Source organism: Methylobacterium sp. TK26 (genome assembly GCF_055361565.1).
Genome location: NZ_CM143965.1, coordinates 259,559 through 278,308 on the forward strand (window position 1 = coordinate 259,559; position 18,750 = coordinate 278,308).

Genomic DNA, 18,750 nt, shown 5'->3' on the forward strand with positions numbered 1-18,750 from the left:
TTGTAAGCTCCCGGACTGATATGACCGTTCCCTGCGCGGCAAGCAGCTTGCGGCCCTGCGCACTCGTTCAATTCATGCATGCGCCACCGGCAATTCGGCTACCTGCGTCGTATAGCGCGGCGTCCGCATATCGAACTTTGTGGTCCAGTCCCGCCGCGCCACTAGCCCCGCCCGCGCCGGCACCACTGCCCCTCGCCCCCACCGCGCGTTGCAGGCGTCCATCGCCGCCATGAGCGGGCCTGAGCGCTCTCGGTCGAGGGCGCCGATCAGCGCACGGGGACTCTCGGTTAGCGGCCACAGGTCGTTCGTCACCACACCCGCCTTCGAGTAGCGCCAGGCCGGCCGGTCGGGGCTCGGGTCGCGCCAGGTCTTTGCCACGCCGAGGCGCGCCGCCTGGATCAGCGCCAGCGTATCCGAACTGTGCTCGGCCAAGCTCACCGTCGTCGCCACCGAGCGCTGCGGTGCATCCCGGTCGTGTTCGCTCGTGTGGTAGAAGACCGTCACGTGATCGGTGCCGAGCCCTTCGCGCCGTAGCTTCTCGCCCAGCCGCGTGGCGTGGGCCGCCACCGCCTCCTCCAGCGTCGCCCGGTCGGTGATGCGCGCGGAGAACGAGCGAGTGACGGCGCAGCCCTTCCGCCGGGCCGGGACCAGATCAAGCGGCAAGCAGGCGAGCCCGCGCAACTCGTGGATGATACGCTCGCCCACTACGGTCAGACCCTTGCGCACGGGGCGGGGATCGAGGTCGCGCAGGTCCGCGACGCTCTCGACGCCCATCGCCTCCAGCTTGGTCAGCGACGCCCGGCCGATGCCCCAGACCTCGCCCACCGCCACCCGGCACAGCCAATGGTCGTAGGCCGCCGCGTCGGTGAGATCGCAGACGCCGTCCAGCGCCGGCACGCTCTTGGCGATGTGGTTGGCGAGCTTGGCCAGCGTCTTCGTCGACCCGATCCCGACGCAGGTCGGGATGCCCGTCCAGGCGCGTACCGTGGCACGCAGGTCACGGGCGAGCTCCACCCGCACGGGGGCCGCGACATCGGAGAGATCGAGGAAGGATTCGTCGATCGAGTAGATCTCGACCCGCGGGCTGAACTGCCGGTAGACGGCGTTCGTGCGCCCGCTCATGTCGCCGTAGAGCGTGTAGTTCGAGGAGAACACGCGCACGCCCTGGCTGCGGCACAGGTCGCGGATCTTGAAGTACGGCTCGCCCATGCGGATGCCGAGCGCCTTGGCCTCGGCGGTGCGGGCGATGGCGCAGCCGTCGTTATTCGACAGCACGATGACCGGCACGCGCGCCAGTTTCGGATCGAACACTCGCTCGCAGGAGCAATAGAAGCTGTTACCGTCGATCAGCGCGACGGCCCGTGGGGCGCGGACACTCACGCGAGCCGTCCGCGCGCAACGTGCCAGCGGATGGTGAAGCGCACCACGCCCCAGATCTCGACCTCGCTCGCCTCGTCGACGGCGAAGGCAGGCAGGTCCTGGTTGTCGAAGGCGAGCCGGGGGGTGTTGCCCTCGATGCGGTAGCGCTTGCAGCTGAGCAGCGCGTCGACCACCGCCACTACGACGCTGTCGTGCTGCGGCATGAGGCTGCGGTCAACGCAGGCGAGATCGTGGTCGAAGATGCCCGCCCCGCGCATACTCTCGCCGCGCACCTGCATCAGGAAGGTCGCGGGCGGGTTCGGCACCAGCCAGCGCGGAAGTTCGAGCGCCCCCTCAAGGAAATCGTCCGCCGGCGACGGAAAGCCCGCGCAGACGGCCGGGCCGACCAGGGGCACCCGCACCGTGCCCGGCCCATCCTGGGGCAGCGTCGCGACCCGGCGCAGGCTCATCGGGCAATCCCCGGCCGCGCCGCGCTCTCGCCGCTCATCCCCACCCAATCGACGCGGCATGACTCGCCTCCGGCTCGTCCTTCACTAGAACAGAGCGGGAACAAGCCTGAGCCGGGCCGAGAGTTCAACCGGCAGACAGCAACGCGGCGTGAGGGAGCCAGGGGACGATGTGGACGGCTGTGGACATCCACCGAAAAGACCAGTGAAGAATAAGACTTGCACGAACGTGCTCCCGCCACCCCTCCGTGGGAAGCAATTGTCGGCCCTACGCGCTATCGCGGCGACGCCCGGCGGCCTGCGGATCACCGCCTACCCGAGCGCGATGCCGCTGCTCGTGCAGATGGGGCTGGTGGAGGAGCGCACCGCATCCCGCATCGCCCACCGCGACGGCAGGGCGTGGTTCCTCACCGTTGAGGGGCGGGAGACGGTGAAGGTCTATGGAGCTGATGAGGTCTAGGAGCGTGCAATGATCCGGTATTAGGTAGCAAGCTCACCTGACTCCGTATACCCATGTCACCCGTGTTATTCGGCAGGGCGGTGGAGGTACAGATGCCAGTTCCTAAAGGGTCGATAGAGATTGGCAAATGCTATGAGTTTGACGGCGGACAAACTCGTAAAGTAATTGATATGGATAGCGACCGATTCAAGAGCACTCCGCATGACGGAGTGGCGTGGGGTGGTCCTGTTTGGATAGATAAAGACAGCTTCACGGACGAAGCTCAGAACGAGGTTCAGTGTCCGAATTAGTCTGGCTTGTGGTATCTGCTGCATAATGTCGGATGACCACGGGAGAGATGAAGCATGGCCGCGCCAAACGTCGTATCCGTTCTTAAGGCGATGACCCAACATGACAAACTAGGGACACAAGCTTTCCTCGATCTCCATTCTAGTGGCCGCCCACCGCGGGCTCATTACCTTTCCCACGAGGGGCATATGTATCCCCTGAAGGCACTTTGGGCGGCTTCGCATCAGCCGCCAATCCATACGCGTGAGTTCCAGACAGGAAGCGGATCTCGCGGTCTTCGAGCTTTAGGTTTCAAGACGTTCGTTCAAGGAGAGCTTGCAAGGCAGTACGAAGAAGGAAAGCGCGTTCTTCGTGAAGTCGAGACACTATCTCGCAACCCAAAGTTAGTGGCCGATGCTAAAGCCCATTACGGATCGGTTTGCAAAGCATGTGGGTTCGATTTTTCGTCGAAGTACGGCGAACTTGGTCACGGCTACATCGAATGCCACCACATCGATCCCCTTTCAGGACGTGACGGCAAAGGAACGCCTACTAAGCTCGAAGACGTGACCGTCCTATGCGCCAACTGCCATCGAATGATTCATAGGAGCACCCCCGCGCTCAAGCTTGAGGAACTTCAGGCAGTGATTGAGGACTTCTAAGCTGCCTCCCCCGCAATGTCGGGGGAGGCTCTTGGGCCGGGTCTGGCATTCGACCCGCACCTGTCCGCGAGCGTAGTCGCCGAGCCGGTCCACCGTGATCCCACCGCAATGGAACGGAGGCAGAACAAGCAGTCCGGCGGCATCGGCTCAACCCCTGTAGGGACAGCCTGTGGAGATCGCGGTAGAGCGGTGTGGATGGCGCCGGAAAAGCTGAGCGCTCAGGCGCATTTGGCGGAACCGGATCGCTCGGCCCCGCCCCGATCTGATCACGGGGCGGGGGAGCGTCTGATCTCACCAGCGGGGCCGGCTACGTGCTGCGGCACAGGCTGGGGATGGGCGAGGCCAGTTAGCGGCGGGTGTCGTCGAGCGCTGGCAAATGTCCCGGGCCGGGAACGCCGCTGACAGATTGAGGCATGTCGCTCTGTGGGCAGCAGGCCTGCAGCGAGGCGCTTACTCGCTCTTCAGGTTGCCAGCGCTTTCCTTGCCGCTGCGACGGTCGTTCTCGACGTCGTAGGAGATCTTCTGGCCTTCGATGAGGTTGCGCATCCCGGCGCGCTCGACGGCGGAGATGTGCACAAACACGTCCTTGCCCCCGTCATCGGGCTGGATGAAGCCGTAACCCTTTGTCTCGTTGAACCACTTCACAGTGCCAATAGCCATTTAGATATCCTGGTAGGCGCCGGCGAACCAACGCAGCTCGCCGTGCTGTTCGAACGGGGCGAGGAGCCGGCCCGTTCCCTCCTGCCGCGTGGCTCTGCGGCGCTCTCCTGGTGTAGGCCAGGATCGCGAACGGCATGGATCCAACGCATAGGATGACCGAACCAAGATACCCCGCCACGGCCTACTCATCAGGCCAGGGCAATCCCGTCCCACAGCACCGCCGGAACCCGCGCCGCGCCTACGACCGCGAGGGGCGCGGGTGCCGTCCGATGGATCTGGCGAACGCGGCCGAGAACGGCGTCCGCTTCATCCGAGCGATCTGTCCGCCGCCATGCCGACACGAGGGTGAGGTCGCGCTGGATCGGTTCCCGAGTACGATGGCGGTGCGGGACGTCGGGCTGTACCTGCGCTGCACCGCCTGCGGGCGGAAGGGGCCGGAGACCGAGCCCGCGTGGCCACGCAGGAATGAAGACTGATCAGCTTGCCACCTTATGGCAAGTAGGAGGCAACGCTCGGTGCAAACGTCGCAGCCTCCCATGGACTGCGACGAACGGCTCGTATTCACGAGTTACCGCTACGGGATGCGATGAGGCCGATCTAGAGCAAGATCGCCTCTCATGTCGCACATCTTGCTGGATACGTATGGCCTCTAACCACATAAGCTGGGGTGGGGGTCTATGGAACTGGTAAGCCGTGGCACGCCGTATTCAACGTGGGCCACAGAGCAGGCAGCATCCAATCCATTGCGTTGCGAGCAATAATCATTTGCCATCGCGAAGTCGCCGTAAAATAGCTCGATGACCGTCAGGCGATGGCTTGAGCAGCTGGAAGTGATCCGGTAGCGTCCTCGCCGTCTTTGCTTTCCGCAGTGAGCCATATCGTGGTGATGACGACGCCACAAAACGAACACTGGTAAAGCATTTGAACTTATCCATCTATCAGTAGACTGTCTGTAGTCCAATAGTATCAGAGTAGCGAAAGGCAGTCGCCGCCGGAGAAGGTATACATATGTCAAACGTGATGGGCGCTATAAATCCATGGGACTCCGACAAGCCGTATGACTACGGATCTTCTTGGATCGCATCCAAAGAGTATTGCAAGATCATCAACGAGCGCGTCACAGGCGACCGTGATTTACACTGGCTAATCTGGGCCCTGTCGCAGTATATCTGTGTAGGTGAAACGGAGAATGAAAGCCTGCTGCTGCTCGGGTCCAATGAAGGTTGGATGGAAATAGCGATCCGGCAGGCGGGCTTTAAAGGAAAAATTGTCGCTAGCGATATTGCTGAGCGTGCTTTAGCCAGAGCACGTTCTAAAGTCCAAAGCATGGGCCTCGAAAATATCGAGCACTGCAAAGCGGATCTAAATGTCGACAGGTTTGCGGAAAACGAATTTGATTATATAATAGCCGAAGGTGTGCTTCACCATATTGAAAATATTGATTTCTGTATTTCCGGACTTCGCTCTGCGCTTAAGCCAGGCGGACGGCTTATCGGCATGGAATTTGTGGGTGCTTTCAGGTTTCAGTGGCCAGAACTACAAACTAAATGGATTAATGCCGCACTAGATGTTGTGCCGAGAAAATATCGTCCAATGTTCGACGGAGATGATGGCAACTTTCCTCGCGACGAGGTAGCGCGGTCAAAGGCTTATTATGTACCAATGACGATTAGCGAAATGCTCGCGATGGATCCAAGCGAGGCAATAAGCGGGCATTTGCTGATGCAGACTATCAGAACATACTTCAAAACTGAGGTTCTGAAGGACGCAGGCGGTGGAATTGTCATGAATCTAACGGGTCATTTCCCCTTCCAGGAAACAAATACAGACAAAAGCTGCCTCGAATGGCTCAAAGTGATAGCTAATATAGAGCGCGTTTTATATGAGCAGGACATTGTTCCTTCTGACTTGGTGTTTTTTGTGGCAAGATAAGTCATCCTTACGATATTGCTCTGCTCTTCAAAGAGCAGAGCGCAAACCTAACGAAATATGCGACGCAGCCATCATAGATTTTTTTTGCTGCGCGTCAGCTCTTGAGCTGTTTGAGAACTTTGGCCGTCTGACTTGTGATTAAGAAAGTTGCTGCTTTCCCACAAGTTTTCTGACAAAGCTTTCTCAGTCGTCGAAATCTTCGCAGGATCCATGCGACTAATGAGCTTTACGCCCACCGGATCCAATTCTATCGACGTTCCAATACGCCTTACCTTATGCAGGCGTGCATCAACGAACTCGGCTTCAACAGGCTCAGGCTCAAGCTTGCCAAATGACGCCCACCAGAATTCAGTAATATTGTCAGACATATAACTGATTCAACTCTGAGTTGTACGTAGACATCCAGTGAATGGATAAACGAGTGCGACCGTACTCTTCATATGCTAGCGAAAGCAATCCTACGCTAATTCACAATTTTTTTAGCGTTTGAAACGCGAAAAGAGCGCCCCCGGCCGAAGCAAGGGCGCCCGCGTGAGTGTCTACGGCATCAGCGTGAGCGGTGCCCGGTGAACGCCGAGAGCATCGCCTCTCGCGTCTCCTTCATCTCCTCCCGTACCGAGGTGACCATGTCGTCGATGCGCCGCTCTAGGCGGTGGATCACGTCGCCGGTGACGTAGGTTCGCGCGACCTCGATTTTGAAGGCGTTCAGCTTCTCCTCCAGCGACCGGATCTCGATCTTGGCCGCCGCCATGTCGATGGTCAGCGGCGAAACCGCCTCCTTCGTGCCGGTGCGCAGCTTCCCGATCAGCCAATCGGCGGTCTTGCCCAAGCTAAAGAGGAAGACGGCGAACGCGACCACCTGCGCCCAGGTGATCGCGCCGGGCGACAGGAACGAGGTATCCATGGCTGGCCTCCAGGCCGAGCCTCCCCCTCACCGGGGGAGGGTCAGGGGCTACTTGCCGAAGATCCGGCGGACGGTCGGCGCGATGCCGGCGACGCCGATTACCGAGAGCACGATGGCATTCTCCATCGCATCGTAGGGCGCGGGCAGCTTCGCCACCTGCCAGTGGAACAGGAATGTCGAGTCCATCACGATCGCGCCGAAGTGGATCATGCAGAGCCCGAACGCCGTGGGGATCATCCAGGCCGTCCACGGAGAGAGGTGCTGCTCCGCGCGCTCCTGCGCGACCACTTTCCGCTCCTCGACGTAGGCGGTGAGCTGCGCTTGCACGACCGTGACGTCGCCAGTCACGTCCTGCCCGTTCGTCAGCACCCCGTTGTCGGAGCGCTTGTTGAGGTAGGCAAGCACCGGGGCGACGATGCCGGAGCCCAGCAGCTTCACGAGTAAGCCGCCGATCATGGTGAGGATGGCCATCAGCGCGGCGCTCCATCCGGCCCGTCACCGGGCCGAGCACTTGGCGGCCGGGCGGCGTCGCGGATGTTCTTCAGCACCGGGGGCAGGGCGAGGCGGGCAAGGGCCAGGCCCGAGCCGATCCGCGCGCCGTAGCCTGCGTAGGAGGGCGGCAGCACGGACGCCCAATCGAAGCCGACCACCGCGTTCAGCACATCGGGCAGCGAGAACAGGAACGCGAGCATGTAGAGCCGCACGCCGACGAGGCGCGCGTTGATGCGCTGAACGAGGTTCATCTCAGGCGGCCTTCCGTGAGAGCAGGGTGTGGACGCGCGACCAGAAGCCGGGCTCAGCCGACGCCGGGCTGGGCGCGTGAAAAAGCCCGCCGGAGGGGGCGGGCTTGAGTGGCACCGAGGGGGCATTCGTGAGGGGCAAAGCGCCTTGCCTCTCTGAGGCGACAGGCAAGCCCGCCATCGGCGCGAGCGGGTCAGGCACCTTCGGCGGCGGAGCCGGATCGGGGATCCGCACCGAGGCGATCAGCGCCACCCGGAACTGCGCGTGGTAGCCGGCGATCAGCGCGTCGCAGTCCGTGCCGTTGATGATGCGCCGCGCGCCCTTCGGGTCGGAGCGGCCGGGCACGAAGTAGTCGCCGAGCTTCTTGCCTGTGAACCACCCCTCGATCATCCCGTAGAACAGGATCGCCGCCGCCACGTCCGGACGCATCGCGAGCGCAGGCGTCTTCACTAGGTCCTCGGAGGCCTTCAGGACTCCGCGCGCCCGCAGCTCCTTCGTCGCCCGGGCGTAGTTCGCCTGCCACGTGAGCTGCACGTAGCCCCGGCCCCAGAACCCGGTGGGCCCGTAGCTCTTCCCCTTGCCGCGCCCGAACTCCTCGATGGGCTGCATCCGCCGCGCCGTTTCGTGGAACGTGGTCGCGAGGCAGTAGGCGGTCTTCTCGACGCCGAGATCAGGCGGGCAGGCGTCGAGGATCGCCTCCATCCCCGCGACCTGCGGGCCCGTGACTTGGCCGGCGAACGGCTGCCGGCGCACGGCGTCGAAGAACGCCGCACGGTCGAGGTCGATGGCCATGTCACGGCACCCATTCAAAAGAAAAAGGCCGCACAGAGCGGCCAGGACGGGAGACACGTCAGGAGAGGGGGTGCCCGGCTACCAAGTGCCCGTGGCGAAGGCGACGCGCTTCCAGGTGTTCGCCGCGACGCAGTCGTAGTGGTAGGTCGCATCCGCCGCGTACTGCCCGACCGAGCAGGGCGAGGAGGACGAAGCCGGTACCGACGTCGGCGTGGTGGTCAGGATGCCGCTTGGATCGGCGAAGAGGGGCCGATTGCCCGTGCCTGCGAGGTTGCTGGTCTGGATGACGCCGAGCGCGGTGATCGCCACGTTGGCGACGCCGGGCCCGGACGAGCGCAGGAGGTAGCCCGACGAGCTGATCGGGTATTGGCCGTTCTGCGTCCCGAACAGGATGCCGTCCCGCCATGTGGCGGATCCGTGTTCGAGCCCTGGAGCGAGGCGAGCGCGCTCTGCCCGGCGAGCCCGGCTTGGTCGGCCGAAAGCGACAGGTTCGCCCCGGTGGTGGCCAGCCCCGCATTGCCCTGATTGATCGCTGCCGTCTGCCCGAACAGCGAGGAGGCCATGCCGGCCTGCGCGTTGTTCGCGGTGTCGATCGCGCTGGCGGCCTGCGCCTGCCGCGCCTGCTGGTTCGTCAGGTCCTGGTAGATCGTGACGAGGGCGCCCGTGCTGTCCGCGCGCAGCGCCCCGGCGAGCCGGTGGACGCCGAACAGCGATTCCGTGCTCCATCCGAGGGAGGCGGCTTCCTCGCCCCAATGCTCGATGAAGCGGAACATCATCGTCCGCACGCCCGCCCAGACGCCGAAGCGCCCGCGCGGGCCCGCTTCCTTCCAGATCATGCCGGGGCAGGGGATATGCTCATCCGGCAGGATCATCACCCCAGCCCGCCACGATGCGACGAGGCGCTGATCGTCGGAGAGGGCGAGGGCGGCGCTCACGGCTGCGCGCTCCCGCCCTGCGGGCCGGCGCGGCGCGCGTTCAGGTGGTCGGTCAGCTCGCGCCCGTCGCGGCGCTGATCCCGCCCCGCATCCAGGAGCCCGCCGTGCCCACGCCGAACCCCAGAGCAATCTTCATGGCCGCGCTCGGCATGCCGGGCCCCTACCGCACGCAGGCGGATCAGCCCTTCGTCATCGCCGACCGCGACGGCACGCCGATCATGCTGGCGATGCCGACCGGGTCCGGCCCGCTCGCCCGGCGCGATTTCGCGGCCGTGGTCTGCGCGGTCCTGAACGACCACTGCGGCTTCGAGCCCGCCCGCGTCCTGACCGCCCCCATCGCCAACGCAGCGGAGTGACGCCCATGAAGATCGTTCAACTCGAAGCCGAGAACGTGAAGCGCTTGCGGGCCGTCACCATCCGCCCGGACGGGAACCTCGTCGAGATCACCGGCCGCAACGGTCAGGGGAAGTCGAGCGTCCTCGACGCGATCTGGTGGGCGCTCGCCGGCACCACCCACATCCAGGCCGTCCCGATCCGCAAGGGCGAGGACGAGGCCCGGATCCGGCTGGACCTCGGCGACATCAAGGTCGTGCGCACCTTCAAGAAGCGCGAGGACGAGAGCTTCGGCACCACGCTCGTCGTCGAGAGCGTCGAGGGCGCCCGCTTCCCGTCGCCCCAGCGGATGCTCGATAGCCTCCTCGGCGCTCTGAGCTTCGACCCGCTCGCCTTCACCCGCATGGACGGGAAGGCGCAGCTGCAGGCGATGCGCCGCTTCGTGCCGGGCGTGGACTTCGAGGCGATCGAGGCCGCGAACAAGGCCGATTTCGAACGCCGCACCGACGTGAACCGGCAGGCCAAGCAGCTCCGCGCCCAGGCGGCCGGCATCGTCGTGCCCCAGGACCTCCCGGCCGAGCGTATGGACGATGCCGCCCTCGTGGACGAGCTGACGAAGGCCGGCGAGCAGAACGCCGACCTGGAGCGCCGAAAGGCCCGGCGTGAAGAGACCGCCCGCGAGGCTCGGACACTCACCGACCGGGCGACAGCCGCCCGCTCCGAGGCGCAGCAGTTGCGCCAGCGCGCGGAAGTCCTCGACGCCGAGGCCGAGCAGCACGAGACGACCGCCGACACGTTGCGCGAGAGGATCCGCACCGCGCCGGCCCTGCCCCAGCCCATCGACACGGCGGCGCTCCGCGAGCGGATCGCGGAAGCCTCCCGGCTGAATGCCGCCTTCGACGCTCGCGACCGGCGCACCAGCATCGAGGTCGAGGCCGCCGAGGTCGAGGCGAAGGCCGCAGCACTCACCGCCGCCATCGGCAAGCGCAATTTCGAGATGCAGGCGGCCGTGGCGAAGGCCGAGATGCCGGTGCCCGGCCTCACCTTCGGCGCCAACGAGATCCTGCTCGCAGGGGTGCCGTTCGAGCAGGCCTCCAGCGCCGAGCAGCTGCGCACGTCCGTGGCGATCGCCATGGCGGCGAACCCCAAGCTCAGGGTCATCCGGGTTCAGGACGGCTCGCTCCTCGACGAGGAGGCCATGGCCATCCTCGGCGAGATGGCGGGCGAGGCGGACTATCAGGTCTGGATCGAGGTGGTTCAGTCCGGGCGGTCCGCCGCCATCGTCATCGAGGACGGCTCCGTTCGCGGCGCCATCCAGGTCGCGGCAGCGGAGTGAGCGCCATGGACATCATCGAGCACACCAGCGGGCGCGTGCGCGGTCCCGGCCTCTACCGGATGCCGGCCGCCCTCTATCATTCGGATCCCTGCCCGGAGCCGAGCCTGTCCTCGTCCGTGGCGAAGATCCGACTCGAACGCACTGGCCGTTCGCGCCATGCTCGGCCGGGCGAGCGGATGCAGCTCTACACGGGGATGCGGACGCGCCAGTGCCGGAAGCTCGGCGAGGCCCTGTGCCTCGAAGTCTCCCCCATCCGCATGGACCTGATCCTCAGTCGCGTCGCCGTCGGCGAGCGCGAGATCAGCGGTGTGCCCAACCTGCACGCCTTCGCGATGCAGGACGGATTCCGGGACTGGTGGGAGTTGATCGCCTTCTGGGTCGTGGAGCACCCTGGCGTCGACCTGTTCGATGGCGTGCTCATCCGCTGGCAGGCCCTCGTCCCCGCCGACGCGCTCGACATCGCGGGGGCAGCATGACGATGACCGAGAGGATGCGCGCCGCGCTCAAGGAGATCAGCGAGTACAGGCTCGACTGCGGGTGCATGCCCTGCATGGGGGAGTGCTACGACAAGCAGTCTCTCCGAGACGCAATCTCTGAGATCGCCGAAATTGCAGAGCGGGCGCTTCGCGGTGAGCCCCCGTCAGTTGCTGCGCCAGAGCCTGACGACATCTTCACCCGTATTACTCGCGACATGGCGAGGTCGGCTTGACCCGCCGCGCCCCGAAGCTCCTCCTGCCGCCGACCGGCGAAGAGCGCCGCGTCGCCGCCGAGGCGGCGCGCGCCCTCCGCGCCGCCATCGCCGACCCGTCCACCATGGGGAAGCGCGCAGTCGCGCACGTCGACCTCGCCCGGCCCCGTCGCGGCGAATGGTGGGAGAGCTGGGCCAACCTGCCCGGCTTCTGGCGGATCAAAGGCCGGAAGGGCCGCTACCTCCACGACAGCCTGCCCGGCTGGACCTACGCCCGCGCGGAGATCCGCACGGAAATGATCCCCGACCTCGAAGCCCTCGCCGAGCGCGGCGAGCGGCCGACCGAGGCGACCAGCGGAGCCGCAGCATGACCGACGATCCCCAATTTGATATCAGACCGACGCTTCGGCGAGGGCCGCCGCAGGTTCCGCCGAACCCGGCATATCCGGATGGCGTGCACGTTCAGCGCGCCGTTCCTGGTGTCCCGTCCTGCCGAGCCGAACTTCCGTACCCCGCGCCCGAGCGGCTGGTTTGGATCGTCCGGTGTCGGCGATGCGGCCTTTCTCTCGCGATCACCGCCGCCGGCCGGGCCGACGACCCGCGCTCCGTCACCGTACCCTGTCCGCGGAAGCTGCAATGAAAGGCCAGACGATGTTCGTCGTCTTCGACCTCGACGGGACGCTCGCCCTCACCGAGCACCGCGCGCACTTCCTGACCGGGCCGGGCCCGAAGGACTGGCGTGGCTTCTACGCCGCCTGCGACCAGGACGAGCCATGCCGCCCGCTCATCAAGGCGCTTCTGTCGTTCGACAGGGCAGGGGATGTCGTCGAGATCTGGTCGGGCCGCTCGGACAAGGTGCGCGACAAGACGACGGCATGGCTCGACGTGCTCGGGCTTGGCCATATCCGGATCCGCACCCGCGCGGCCGGTGATCACCGCGCCGACACCGTCCTGAAGGCCGAATGGCTCGACGAGGGCCGCACCCCGGATCTGGTGTTCGAGGACCGGGCCAGCGTCGTCGCGCTGTGGCGCTCGCGCGGGATCGTCTGCTGCCAGGTCGCGCCGGGGGACTTCTGATGCCACGAGGCGCGCGAATCCCCGACCGTGCCGAGATCGACGACGACACGCCGCTGCGGCTCGACGTAGCCGCAGCCATCGCTTTTCCCGGTGGCGCGATGACCGGCGCCGGCCTGCGCCGAGAGGCGGCCCGCCAGCGACTTGCTGTCTCGCGCGTGGCGGGGAAAGACTGGACCACGCTTCGTGCGATTGCCGAGATGATCGAGCTATGCCGCGCCGCTCCGAAGGCCCCCATCTCAAGCTCGAAAGAGCGGAGACCAATACCCAAGGTCGGATCACCCGGCACGCGTCCTGGATCATCCGAGACGGAAGACGGAAAATCCGCACAGGCTGCCGCGCTGATGAGGCTGGAGCGGCTGAAAAGCGGCTCGCCGCCTACATCGCCGAAAAGCACGAGCCCGCGCGCGAGAGCGATCGTGACCCCGCTCAGGTCTGGGTCGCGGACGTAGTTTCGGTCTACCTCGACGACATCGCCAGCAAGAAGGCCCGGCCGAAGGAGATTGCGGGCCGACTCGGGAATGTCCTGTCGTTCTTCGAGGGAAAGCGCCTGTCCACCGTGACCGGCCGCGCCTGCCGCGACTATGCCGAGCATCGCGGGCTCGCGGTCGCCCGGCGCGAGCTCGAGGACTTCCGAGCGGCGATCAACCACTACCACCGCGAGGGCCATCTCGCTTCGCCCGTGCCGGTGGTGCTGCCGGAACGCGGCGCGGCTCGAGAGCGGTGGCTCACACGCTCCGAGGTCGCCAAGCTGATCTGGTCGGCGTGGCGCTACCGAGAAGTGCAAAAGGGTCACGCCACCGGCCGCCGTTCGCGCCAGCACGTCGCCCGTTTCATCCTCGTCGCGCTCTACACGGGCACCAGGGCCGGCGCGATCTGCGGTGCCGCCATCCGGCCGACTGTCGGCAGCGGCTACATCGACCTTGAGCATGGCACCTTCTATCGGCGGGCACCGGGGTCGCGGCAGACCAAGAAGCGGCAACCACCCGCGCCGCTGCATCCGAGGCTCCTCGCCCACCTGCGACGGTGGGAGCGGACCGGCATCGCCGAGCGTTTTGTCGTCGAATGGCAGGGCAAGAGGGTAGGGCGGATCAACAAGGCCTTCCGCGCGGCGCGCGAGGACGCGGGCTTCGGCGCCGACGTCATCCCGCACTCGTTCCGGCACACGGCGATCACGCTGGCCCTTCGCGGCGGCTGTCCGCCATGGGAAGCGTGCGGCTACTTCGGAGTGACGCTGGAGGTGCTGCAAGACGTCTACGGCCATCACTGCCCCGAGCACTTCCAGGGCGCCCTCAAGGCCATCGGCGGCCGTAGGAGTACCGGGACGCTTACCGGGACGCTTACCCGTGCACCGAACGTGAACAAAGCAGGCTGATTTTTCCCGCTTCCCTTCGGACGTTCGCAGCAGGAACACCCGGAAACGCGTTCGGGACGTGGGGGTCGCAGGTTCAAATCCTGCCACTCCGACCAATCTTTCCCGAGATCTTGCCCCTAGCCGTACTTTACAGCGCGCCGCATCTGGCAAGAAAAAGCCCGCACGGTGAGATCCGGGCGGGCTCTTTGCAATAAGCTATCGCGAGAAGCGCCTAGAAGATCCCGGGACGCCCATACCCGTAGCCCCGCCCATAGCCGCGGCCGTAACCGTAGCGGTGTCCATAGCCACGGCCATAACCGTAGCCCCGGCCACGGAAGTGCGGACGGCCGTAGCCCCGGTGGCCGTACCCGAAGCGGGGGCCGCCATACCCGTACTGCACTTCGTGAACCGCAGTCGCCGTCTCAGGGACAGCGCCGACGCCGATCTGAGCCGCAGATGCCTGGATTGGCGCGAGGAACATGCCGGCTGCGAACAAGCCGGCCGTGAATGTCGGTACGTTGAACAATGGCTTACTCCGGGCCCCACCTGCCAACTCGCGGTGAGGGCTCAGACAAACCCGGCAGCCTCTCGCTGCGTTCCAGTGTCACCCTCCGCCTCGCTACGGAGCCACAATCGTCCTCTGATGACGGCTGCCGCGGCCTTCCAACTTGGGCCTGCGATCCCCAGGCGAAACGCCGACATCCGGCGCCCGATACAACATAGTTTATAGTGAACTATTCATCATAATTGGAATTGACGTGTCATGGAGGTCGCCATGACAATACGTCGTCGCCTGATTGCCGGAATGGGCATTTGTTGTGCTTTGGCAGCAACGGCGCAGGCGCAGGACCAGCCAATAACGACCATAAATGATGCATCATCGACTGAAAAAGTGCCTAATACGACTCCGGTTGGCCAGACCAAGCCGCCGAGCCGTGATGCAAGTCCGACCTCAATAAAAGCAATCGACAAACCGACTCCGCGCCAAGTCGTCGACGATGCAATCACGTCGAAGGTTTGCACGGGGTGCCGGCCCGATCCAGCAACGACCGGAACGCTATCTCCGCCGTCAGCGCCGAAAGTTGCGGAAGAGAAGCGTGATGTGAAGCTCGATGAGCTTCACGCGCTCGCGCCCCCTCAGAAACAGTCGGATCTCAACACGGTCGAACTGGCATCCGCGCACCGGGAGCAAGCCAAGTCGATGGAGGAGAAAACCGACGGGCTTTGGCAATCCTGGCTCGTGTCGGTCTGCGAAGGGTGCGGCGATCAGAAGCCAGTCCGGGCGATGCGGTTCGAAGAGTGGCCCGCCCGCGATGCCGCTTTGAAACCGGGATCGGATCAGAAGAAGACGGCGACCGCGAAACCGCGCCCAGCCAGCGATGTGAAGGCCGTCGCACAACACCGTGGCACCATCGAAGCGGATCTGTCGCCCGACAATCTCGAGTCTATCCGCCGTATGCCGGAACGATGACGCTCCTGCCTCATGTCAGCTTCGGTCAGGACAGCTCGGCAGTTCAAATTCGAACCGCTTCTCACCTTGAGCGTTCCCAGGTCGCACCGAGGAGGAACGCACTATGAAGGTAATCTCTGCGACCGTGTTGGGCTTGGCCCTTCTTGGCGGACTGACGCCAGCTTTGGCGCAGCCCTATGGCGGGCGTGACTACGGCTACGACCGCCGCGATTACGATGGCCGTGATCGCGATTACGATCCCCGTGACCGTCGCGGCTACGACCGGGACTACGAGCGAGGCCCGCGGGGCGGGCGCGGCGACTTCGCCTTCGATGAGCGCGAGTATCTTCGCTGCAATCCCGACGTGCGCCGCGCCGTCATGGGCGGGCAGATGAGATCCGGCCTGTTCCACTACCAGACGCATGGACGCCGTGAAGGACGTCGCCTCAGCTGCTGACAGAGCCGCTGGGCCTCTGCGATCGGCACGTCCGGCTCTATTGTCGCCGGGCGTGCCGTCGTAGCGAGCAAGCCGCTCGATTTGTCCGGCGGTTATTTCGTGGTCGAAGCATCCTGCAGCCAGTCCGGTAACCCCGGGACAACCTCTCCGGCGACCGCGCCAGCCGTCGCCAGCGCCCTCTCGGCCTTCGCCTCGGGCTGCTCCCCTCGCACCTCTGCGAAGAGCTGCCGGGCCCGACGATCGATCTCTTCGTCCGTCAGCCTCGCCTCGCCGAAATCTCTCATTCACTTCACCCTAGCGGCTCGTCATCGGAGTTGCCCCGCCGCCCCATCCGATCCGTGGGGCCAGCAGTGTCGAGCGGGGTGAACCGTCATGCGAAACGCCTCGATCCCAAGAATGGGCGGCACGGTTAGCGCTCTGTTGCGACGTGCCGCCAATGACCGGTCAACGGGCAGCCGATGCGGCCTGCCGTTCGTCCTTCGCTCCCAGCCCAAACCGCTGTGCAAATTCTTCAGCCGGCATCGGCTTGCCGAATAGATAGCCCTGTCCCTCCTGGCAGCCCTTCGCCCGGAGGCGAGCCGATTCCATTTCGGTCTCGATCCCCTCGGCAATCACCGCCAGTTTGAAGCCATGGCCAAGCTGGAGGATCGCCCGCACGATGGTCATATCCTGATGCGACGAGAGCTTCCCCGTCACGAATGACCGGTCGATCTTCAATCGGGTCAGCGGGAAGCGCTTCAGCAGGCTGAGAGAGGCGTAGCCAGTGCCGTAATCGTCGAAGGCGATGCCGACCCCCGCTTCGCGCAGGTCGCGAAGGGCGGCGACGATCTCGGCGTCGTGACGCAGGACGATGTTCTCGGTGATCTCCAATTCGAGGCCGTCCGCCGGTAATCCGCTTTCGGCCAGAACGTTCTTCACCGTCTGGGCCAAGTCTCCGCGCTGGACTTGGGCGCTGCACAGGTTAACACCGATCCGGAAGCGAGACGCGCCCGCCGCGCGCCACGCCACGGCCTGTCGGCAGGCGGTGCGCAAGACCCAATCGCCGACTTGAGCGGCGTAGCAACTCCGGTCCAGCACATCGAGAAACGCCGCAGGAGCGAGAAGGCCACGCTCGGGATGCCGCCAGCGGAGCAGCGCCTCAGCCCCGGTCAGCGCTCCGTCCCGCATTTGCACCTGCGGCTGGTAGAACAGCACGAACTCGCCATTCTCCACGGCCCGGCCCAGCTCGTCCCGCAGGTTGTGGGTGCGGTGGGCCTGCTCCCGCAGCAGCGGTGTGAACAGACGGTAGCAATGGCGGCCTTCACTCTTGGCTTGGTACAAGGCCAGATCCGCGCACGAGAGAAGGTCATCGACATTCTCGCCATGTGCCGGCGCGAGGGCGATGCCGACGCTGGTCCCGAGCCGGAGCGTATGTCCCTCATGCTCGTACGGCTTCGCGACCGCCGCGATGATCGCGTCGGCGACCGTCGCCGCGCATAACGGATCGCCGATATCGGGCATGATGACGACGAATTCGTCACCACCCAGCCGGGAGACGGTATCGACAGGGCGCACGCACGCCAGCAGCCGTGCAGCCATGGCCTTGAGGGCGGCGTCGCCAATGGCGTGCCCGTGGCTGTCGTTGATGTCCTTGAATCCGTCGAGGTCGAACAACAGCACGGACACGACCCGCGCGGCGGCGACGATCTCGTCCAGCCGCTCGCGGAGCACGGCGCGGTTCGGCAGTTCGGTGAGGGGGTCGAGATGGGCGAGGCGGAACAGGCGCTCCTCGTTCGCGCGACGCTCGCGGATGTCGCGTATGATCGCGCCGAAGGCGGGGCGTTCCCGCTCGTCCCAGCGCGACAGCGACAGCTCGATCGGGAACTCCGTCCCGTCACGGTGCCGCGCGGGCAACTCGACGGTCTTGCCGAGGAGTTGAAGTTCACCCCCGGTGGCGATCCGGTACAGGCCGCCATCGTGGCCCCGGCGCATACGCTCTGGAATGATGAGATCGATCGACTGACCCATCGCTTCAGCGGCGCTATGGCCGAACAACCTTTCCGCGGCGTCGTTCCAGAACGTGATTTCGCCCCGGGCGTCGGAGCAGACGATGCCATCCGGCGAGGTGGATGCGATCTGGACGAAGCGCATGCGGCTTGCCTGCTCGGCGACCTCCAGCCGGCGCAGTTCCAACCGGTCGAGGGTGAGATCGGCCAAATTTCGTAGGATCGCTTGGTTCGCCGCGCTGAAGCTGTCCCGCGGGCGCGTATCGGCGAGACAAAGAGTGCCGACGGCGTGGCCGGACGGCGAGTGCAGCGGGATCCCGGCGTAGAAGCGAATGAAGGGTGCTCCGACGACCAGTGGATTGTCGTGGAAGCGCGGGTCGAGAGTGGCGTCGAGGACGATCAGAGCGTCGTGGTGCGCGATCGTATGGGAACAGAACGCAACCTCTCGGTCGGTCTCGCACAAGTCGAGGCCGACCTTGGCGTGGAACACTTGGCGGTTGCGATCGACGAGCGAGACGAAGGCGGTCGGCACATCGAACAGGTGCTTGGCCAGGCTGACGATCTGCATGAAGGCAGGCGCCGGCGCCGTGTCGATGAGATCATACTCGGCGAGTGCTGCGAGGCGGTCGTCTTCTGAGACGAGGACAGGCGGTCTCATGACGGGATCCGGGCGTAGCGCTTACCCAGTCTCGTAAGATTGGACCGTTAAAATACTACTTATACTGCCGTGAGCAGTCGATGGTATTCACGCACCCCCACGACCATCATTATTGCTCACAAAATATCCCTCACCTCATAGGCCATTATGTAAATAAAATTTGATCAGAAAGATGTGAGCCATTCACATGCTGAGCTATCCAGTCTCTATAGGTTTTACCTGCCCATACTCGATCT

Annotated in this window: 22 protein-coding genes; 12 read left to right on the top strand and 10 right to left on the bottom strand. The window is 64.7% G+C overall.

Annotated features, from left to right (window positions below):
* Positions 1-72: 72 nt before the first annotated feature.
* Together ACXJ1Y_RS01230 and ACXJ1Y_RS01235 are read right to left on the bottom strand one after the other, a co-directional pair.
* On the bottom strand, positions 73-1,380 hold the full coding sequence (locus ACXJ1Y_RS01230) for a Y-family DNA polymerase (RefSeq protein WP_463848380.1): 1,308 nt from the start codon (positions 1,378-1,380) through the stop codon (positions 73-75).
* On the bottom strand, positions 1,377-1,829 hold the full coding sequence (locus tag ACXJ1Y_RS01235) for a LexA family protein (RefSeq protein WP_463848381.1): 453 nt from the start codon (positions 1,827-1,829) through the stop codon (positions 1,377-1,379). Before ACXJ1Y_RS01235 ends, ACXJ1Y_RS01230 begins: the two co-directional genes overlap by 4 nt.
* Positions 1,830-2,085: 256 nt before the next feature.
* Between ACXJ1Y_RS01235 and ACXJ1Y_RS01240 the strand changes: the two genes are divergently transcribed.
* Together ACXJ1Y_RS01240 and ACXJ1Y_RS01245 are read left to right on the top strand one after the other, a co-directional pair.
* Positions 2,086-2,286: a hypothetical protein gene (locus ACXJ1Y_RS01240; RefSeq protein WP_463848382.1), complete on the top strand. Its 201-nt coding sequence runs from the start codon at positions 2,086-2,088 to the stop codon at positions 2,284-2,286.
* Positions 2,287-2,630: 344 nt separating this feature from the next.
* The gene (locus ACXJ1Y_RS01245) at positions 2,631-3,215 is read left to right on the top strand and encodes an HNH endonuclease (protein ID WP_463848383.1); all 585 of its coding nucleotides are present in this window, start codon (positions 2,631-2,633) and stop codon (positions 3,213-3,215) included.
* 450 nt (positions 3,216-3,665) lie between these two features.
* On the opposite strand, the gene ACXJ1Y_RS01250 is transcribed toward ACXJ1Y_RS01245, so the two are convergent.
* On the bottom strand, positions 3,666-3,875 hold the full coding sequence (locus ACXJ1Y_RS01250; RefSeq protein ID WP_463848384.1) for a cold-shock protein: 210 nt from the start codon (positions 3,873-3,875) through the stop codon (positions 3,666-3,668).
* A 1,008-nt stretch (positions 3,876-4,883) separates the two neighbouring features.
* Between ACXJ1Y_RS01250 and ACXJ1Y_RS01255 the strand changes: the two genes are divergently transcribed.
* On the top strand, positions 4,884-5,807 hold the full coding sequence (locus tag ACXJ1Y_RS01255) for a class I SAM-dependent methyltransferase (RefSeq protein WP_463848385.1): 924 nt from the start codon (positions 4,884-4,886) through the stop codon (positions 5,805-5,807).
* Between the two features lie 71 nt (positions 5,808-5,878).
* Here the strand turns inward: ACXJ1Y_RS01255 and ACXJ1Y_RS01260 are convergent, their stop codons facing one another.
* The 6 genes from ACXJ1Y_RS01260 to ACXJ1Y_RS01285 form a co-directional block, all read right to left on the bottom strand.
* Positions 5,879-6,175, bottom strand: a complete 297-nt coding sequence (locus ACXJ1Y_RS01260) for a hypothetical protein (protein ID WP_463848386.1) — start codon at positions 6,173-6,175, stop codon at positions 5,879-5,881.
* 179 nt (positions 6,176-6,354) lie between these two features.
* Positions 6,355-6,711, bottom strand: coding sequence for a hypothetical protein (locus tag ACXJ1Y_RS01265; RefSeq protein ID WP_463848387.1), 357 nt, complete (start codon positions 6,709-6,711; stop codon positions 6,355-6,357).
* A 48-nt stretch (positions 6,712-6,759) separates the two neighbouring features.
* Entirely contained in the window at positions 6,760-7,182 is a 423-nt protein-coding gene (locus tag ACXJ1Y_RS01270) for a hypothetical protein (protein WP_463848388.1), read from the bottom strand.
* Complete coding sequence (locus tag ACXJ1Y_RS01275; RefSeq protein WP_463848389.1) at positions 7,182-7,454, bottom strand: hypothetical protein; 273 nt, start codon at positions 7,452-7,454, stop codon at positions 7,182-7,184. The genes ACXJ1Y_RS01270 and ACXJ1Y_RS01275 overlap by 1 nt, the downstream gene beginning before the upstream one ends.
* A 1-nt stretch (position 7,455) precedes the next feature.
* Positions 7,456-8,244, bottom strand: a complete 789-nt coding sequence (locus ACXJ1Y_RS01280; protein ID WP_463848390.1) for a hypothetical protein — start codon at positions 8,242-8,244, stop codon at positions 7,456-7,458.
* Between the two features lie 218 nt (positions 8,245-8,462).
* Positions 8,463-9,179, bottom strand: coding sequence for a hypothetical protein (locus tag ACXJ1Y_RS01285; RefSeq protein WP_463848391.1), 717 nt, complete (start codon positions 9,177-9,179; stop codon positions 8,463-8,465).
* A 44-nt stretch (positions 9,180-9,223) separates the two neighbouring features.
* On the opposite strand from ACXJ1Y_RS01285, the gene ACXJ1Y_RS01290 reads away from it, so the two are divergent.
* From ACXJ1Y_RS01290 to ACXJ1Y_RS01330, 9 genes are all read left to right on the top strand, one after another.
* Positions 9,224-9,535, top strand: coding sequence for a hypothetical protein (locus ACXJ1Y_RS01290; RefSeq protein ID WP_463848392.1), 312 nt, complete (start codon positions 9,224-9,226; stop codon positions 9,533-9,535).
* Positions 9,536-9,540: 5 nt separating this feature from the next.
* Positions 9,541-10,848, top strand: coding sequence for an AAA family ATPase (locus ACXJ1Y_RS01295; protein WP_463848393.1), 1,308 nt, complete (start codon positions 9,541-9,543; stop codon positions 10,846-10,848).
* A gap of 5 nt (positions 10,849-10,853) precedes the next feature.
* Positions 10,854-11,324, top strand: coding sequence for a hypothetical protein (locus ACXJ1Y_RS01300; protein ID WP_463848394.1), 471 nt, complete (start codon positions 10,854-10,856; stop codon positions 11,322-11,324).
* Positions 11,321-11,557: a hypothetical protein gene (locus tag ACXJ1Y_RS01305; protein WP_463848395.1), complete on the top strand. Its 237-nt coding sequence runs from the start codon at positions 11,321-11,323 to the stop codon at positions 11,555-11,557. Before ACXJ1Y_RS01300 ends, ACXJ1Y_RS01305 begins: the two co-directional genes overlap by 4 nt.
* Positions 11,554-11,907 (top strand): hypothetical protein, encoded by a 354-nt coding sequence (locus ACXJ1Y_RS01310; protein ID WP_463848396.1) that lies wholly within the window; start codon positions 11,554-11,556, stop codon positions 11,905-11,907. The genes ACXJ1Y_RS01305 and ACXJ1Y_RS01310 overlap by 4 nt, the downstream gene beginning before the upstream one ends.
* Before the next feature lie 265 nt (positions 11,908-12,172).
* Positions 12,173-12,613, top strand: a complete 441-nt coding sequence (locus ACXJ1Y_RS01315) for a phosphatase domain-containing protein (protein WP_463848397.1) — start codon at positions 12,173-12,175, stop codon at positions 12,611-12,613.
* Between the two features lie 208 nt (positions 12,614-12,821).
* Positions 12,822-13,985 carry a site-specific integrase gene (locus ACXJ1Y_RS01320; RefSeq protein ID WP_463848398.1) on the top strand — a complete coding sequence of 388 codons (1,164 nt, stop codon included), beginning with the start codon at positions 12,822-12,824 and terminating at the stop codon, positions 13,983-13,985.
* Positions 13,986-14,727: 742 nt separating this feature from the next.
* Positions 14,728-15,435 (top strand): hypothetical protein, encoded by a 708-nt coding sequence (locus ACXJ1Y_RS01325; protein WP_463848399.1) that lies wholly within the window; start codon positions 14,728-14,730, stop codon positions 15,433-15,435.
* 103 nt (positions 15,436-15,538) lie between these two features.
* The gene (locus tag ACXJ1Y_RS01330; protein ID WP_463848400.1) at positions 15,539-15,871 is read left to right on the top strand and encodes a hypothetical protein; all 333 of its coding nucleotides are present in this window, start codon (positions 15,539-15,541) and stop codon (positions 15,869-15,871) included.
* A gap of 444 nt (positions 15,872-16,315) precedes the next feature.
* On the opposite strand, the gene ACXJ1Y_RS01335 is transcribed toward ACXJ1Y_RS01330, so the two are convergent.
* Entirely contained in the window at positions 16,316-18,514 is a 2,199-nt protein-coding gene (locus ACXJ1Y_RS01335) for a putative bifunctional diguanylate cyclase/phosphodiesterase (RefSeq protein WP_463848401.1), read from the bottom strand.
* Positions 18,515-18,750: the final 236 nt, after the last annotated feature.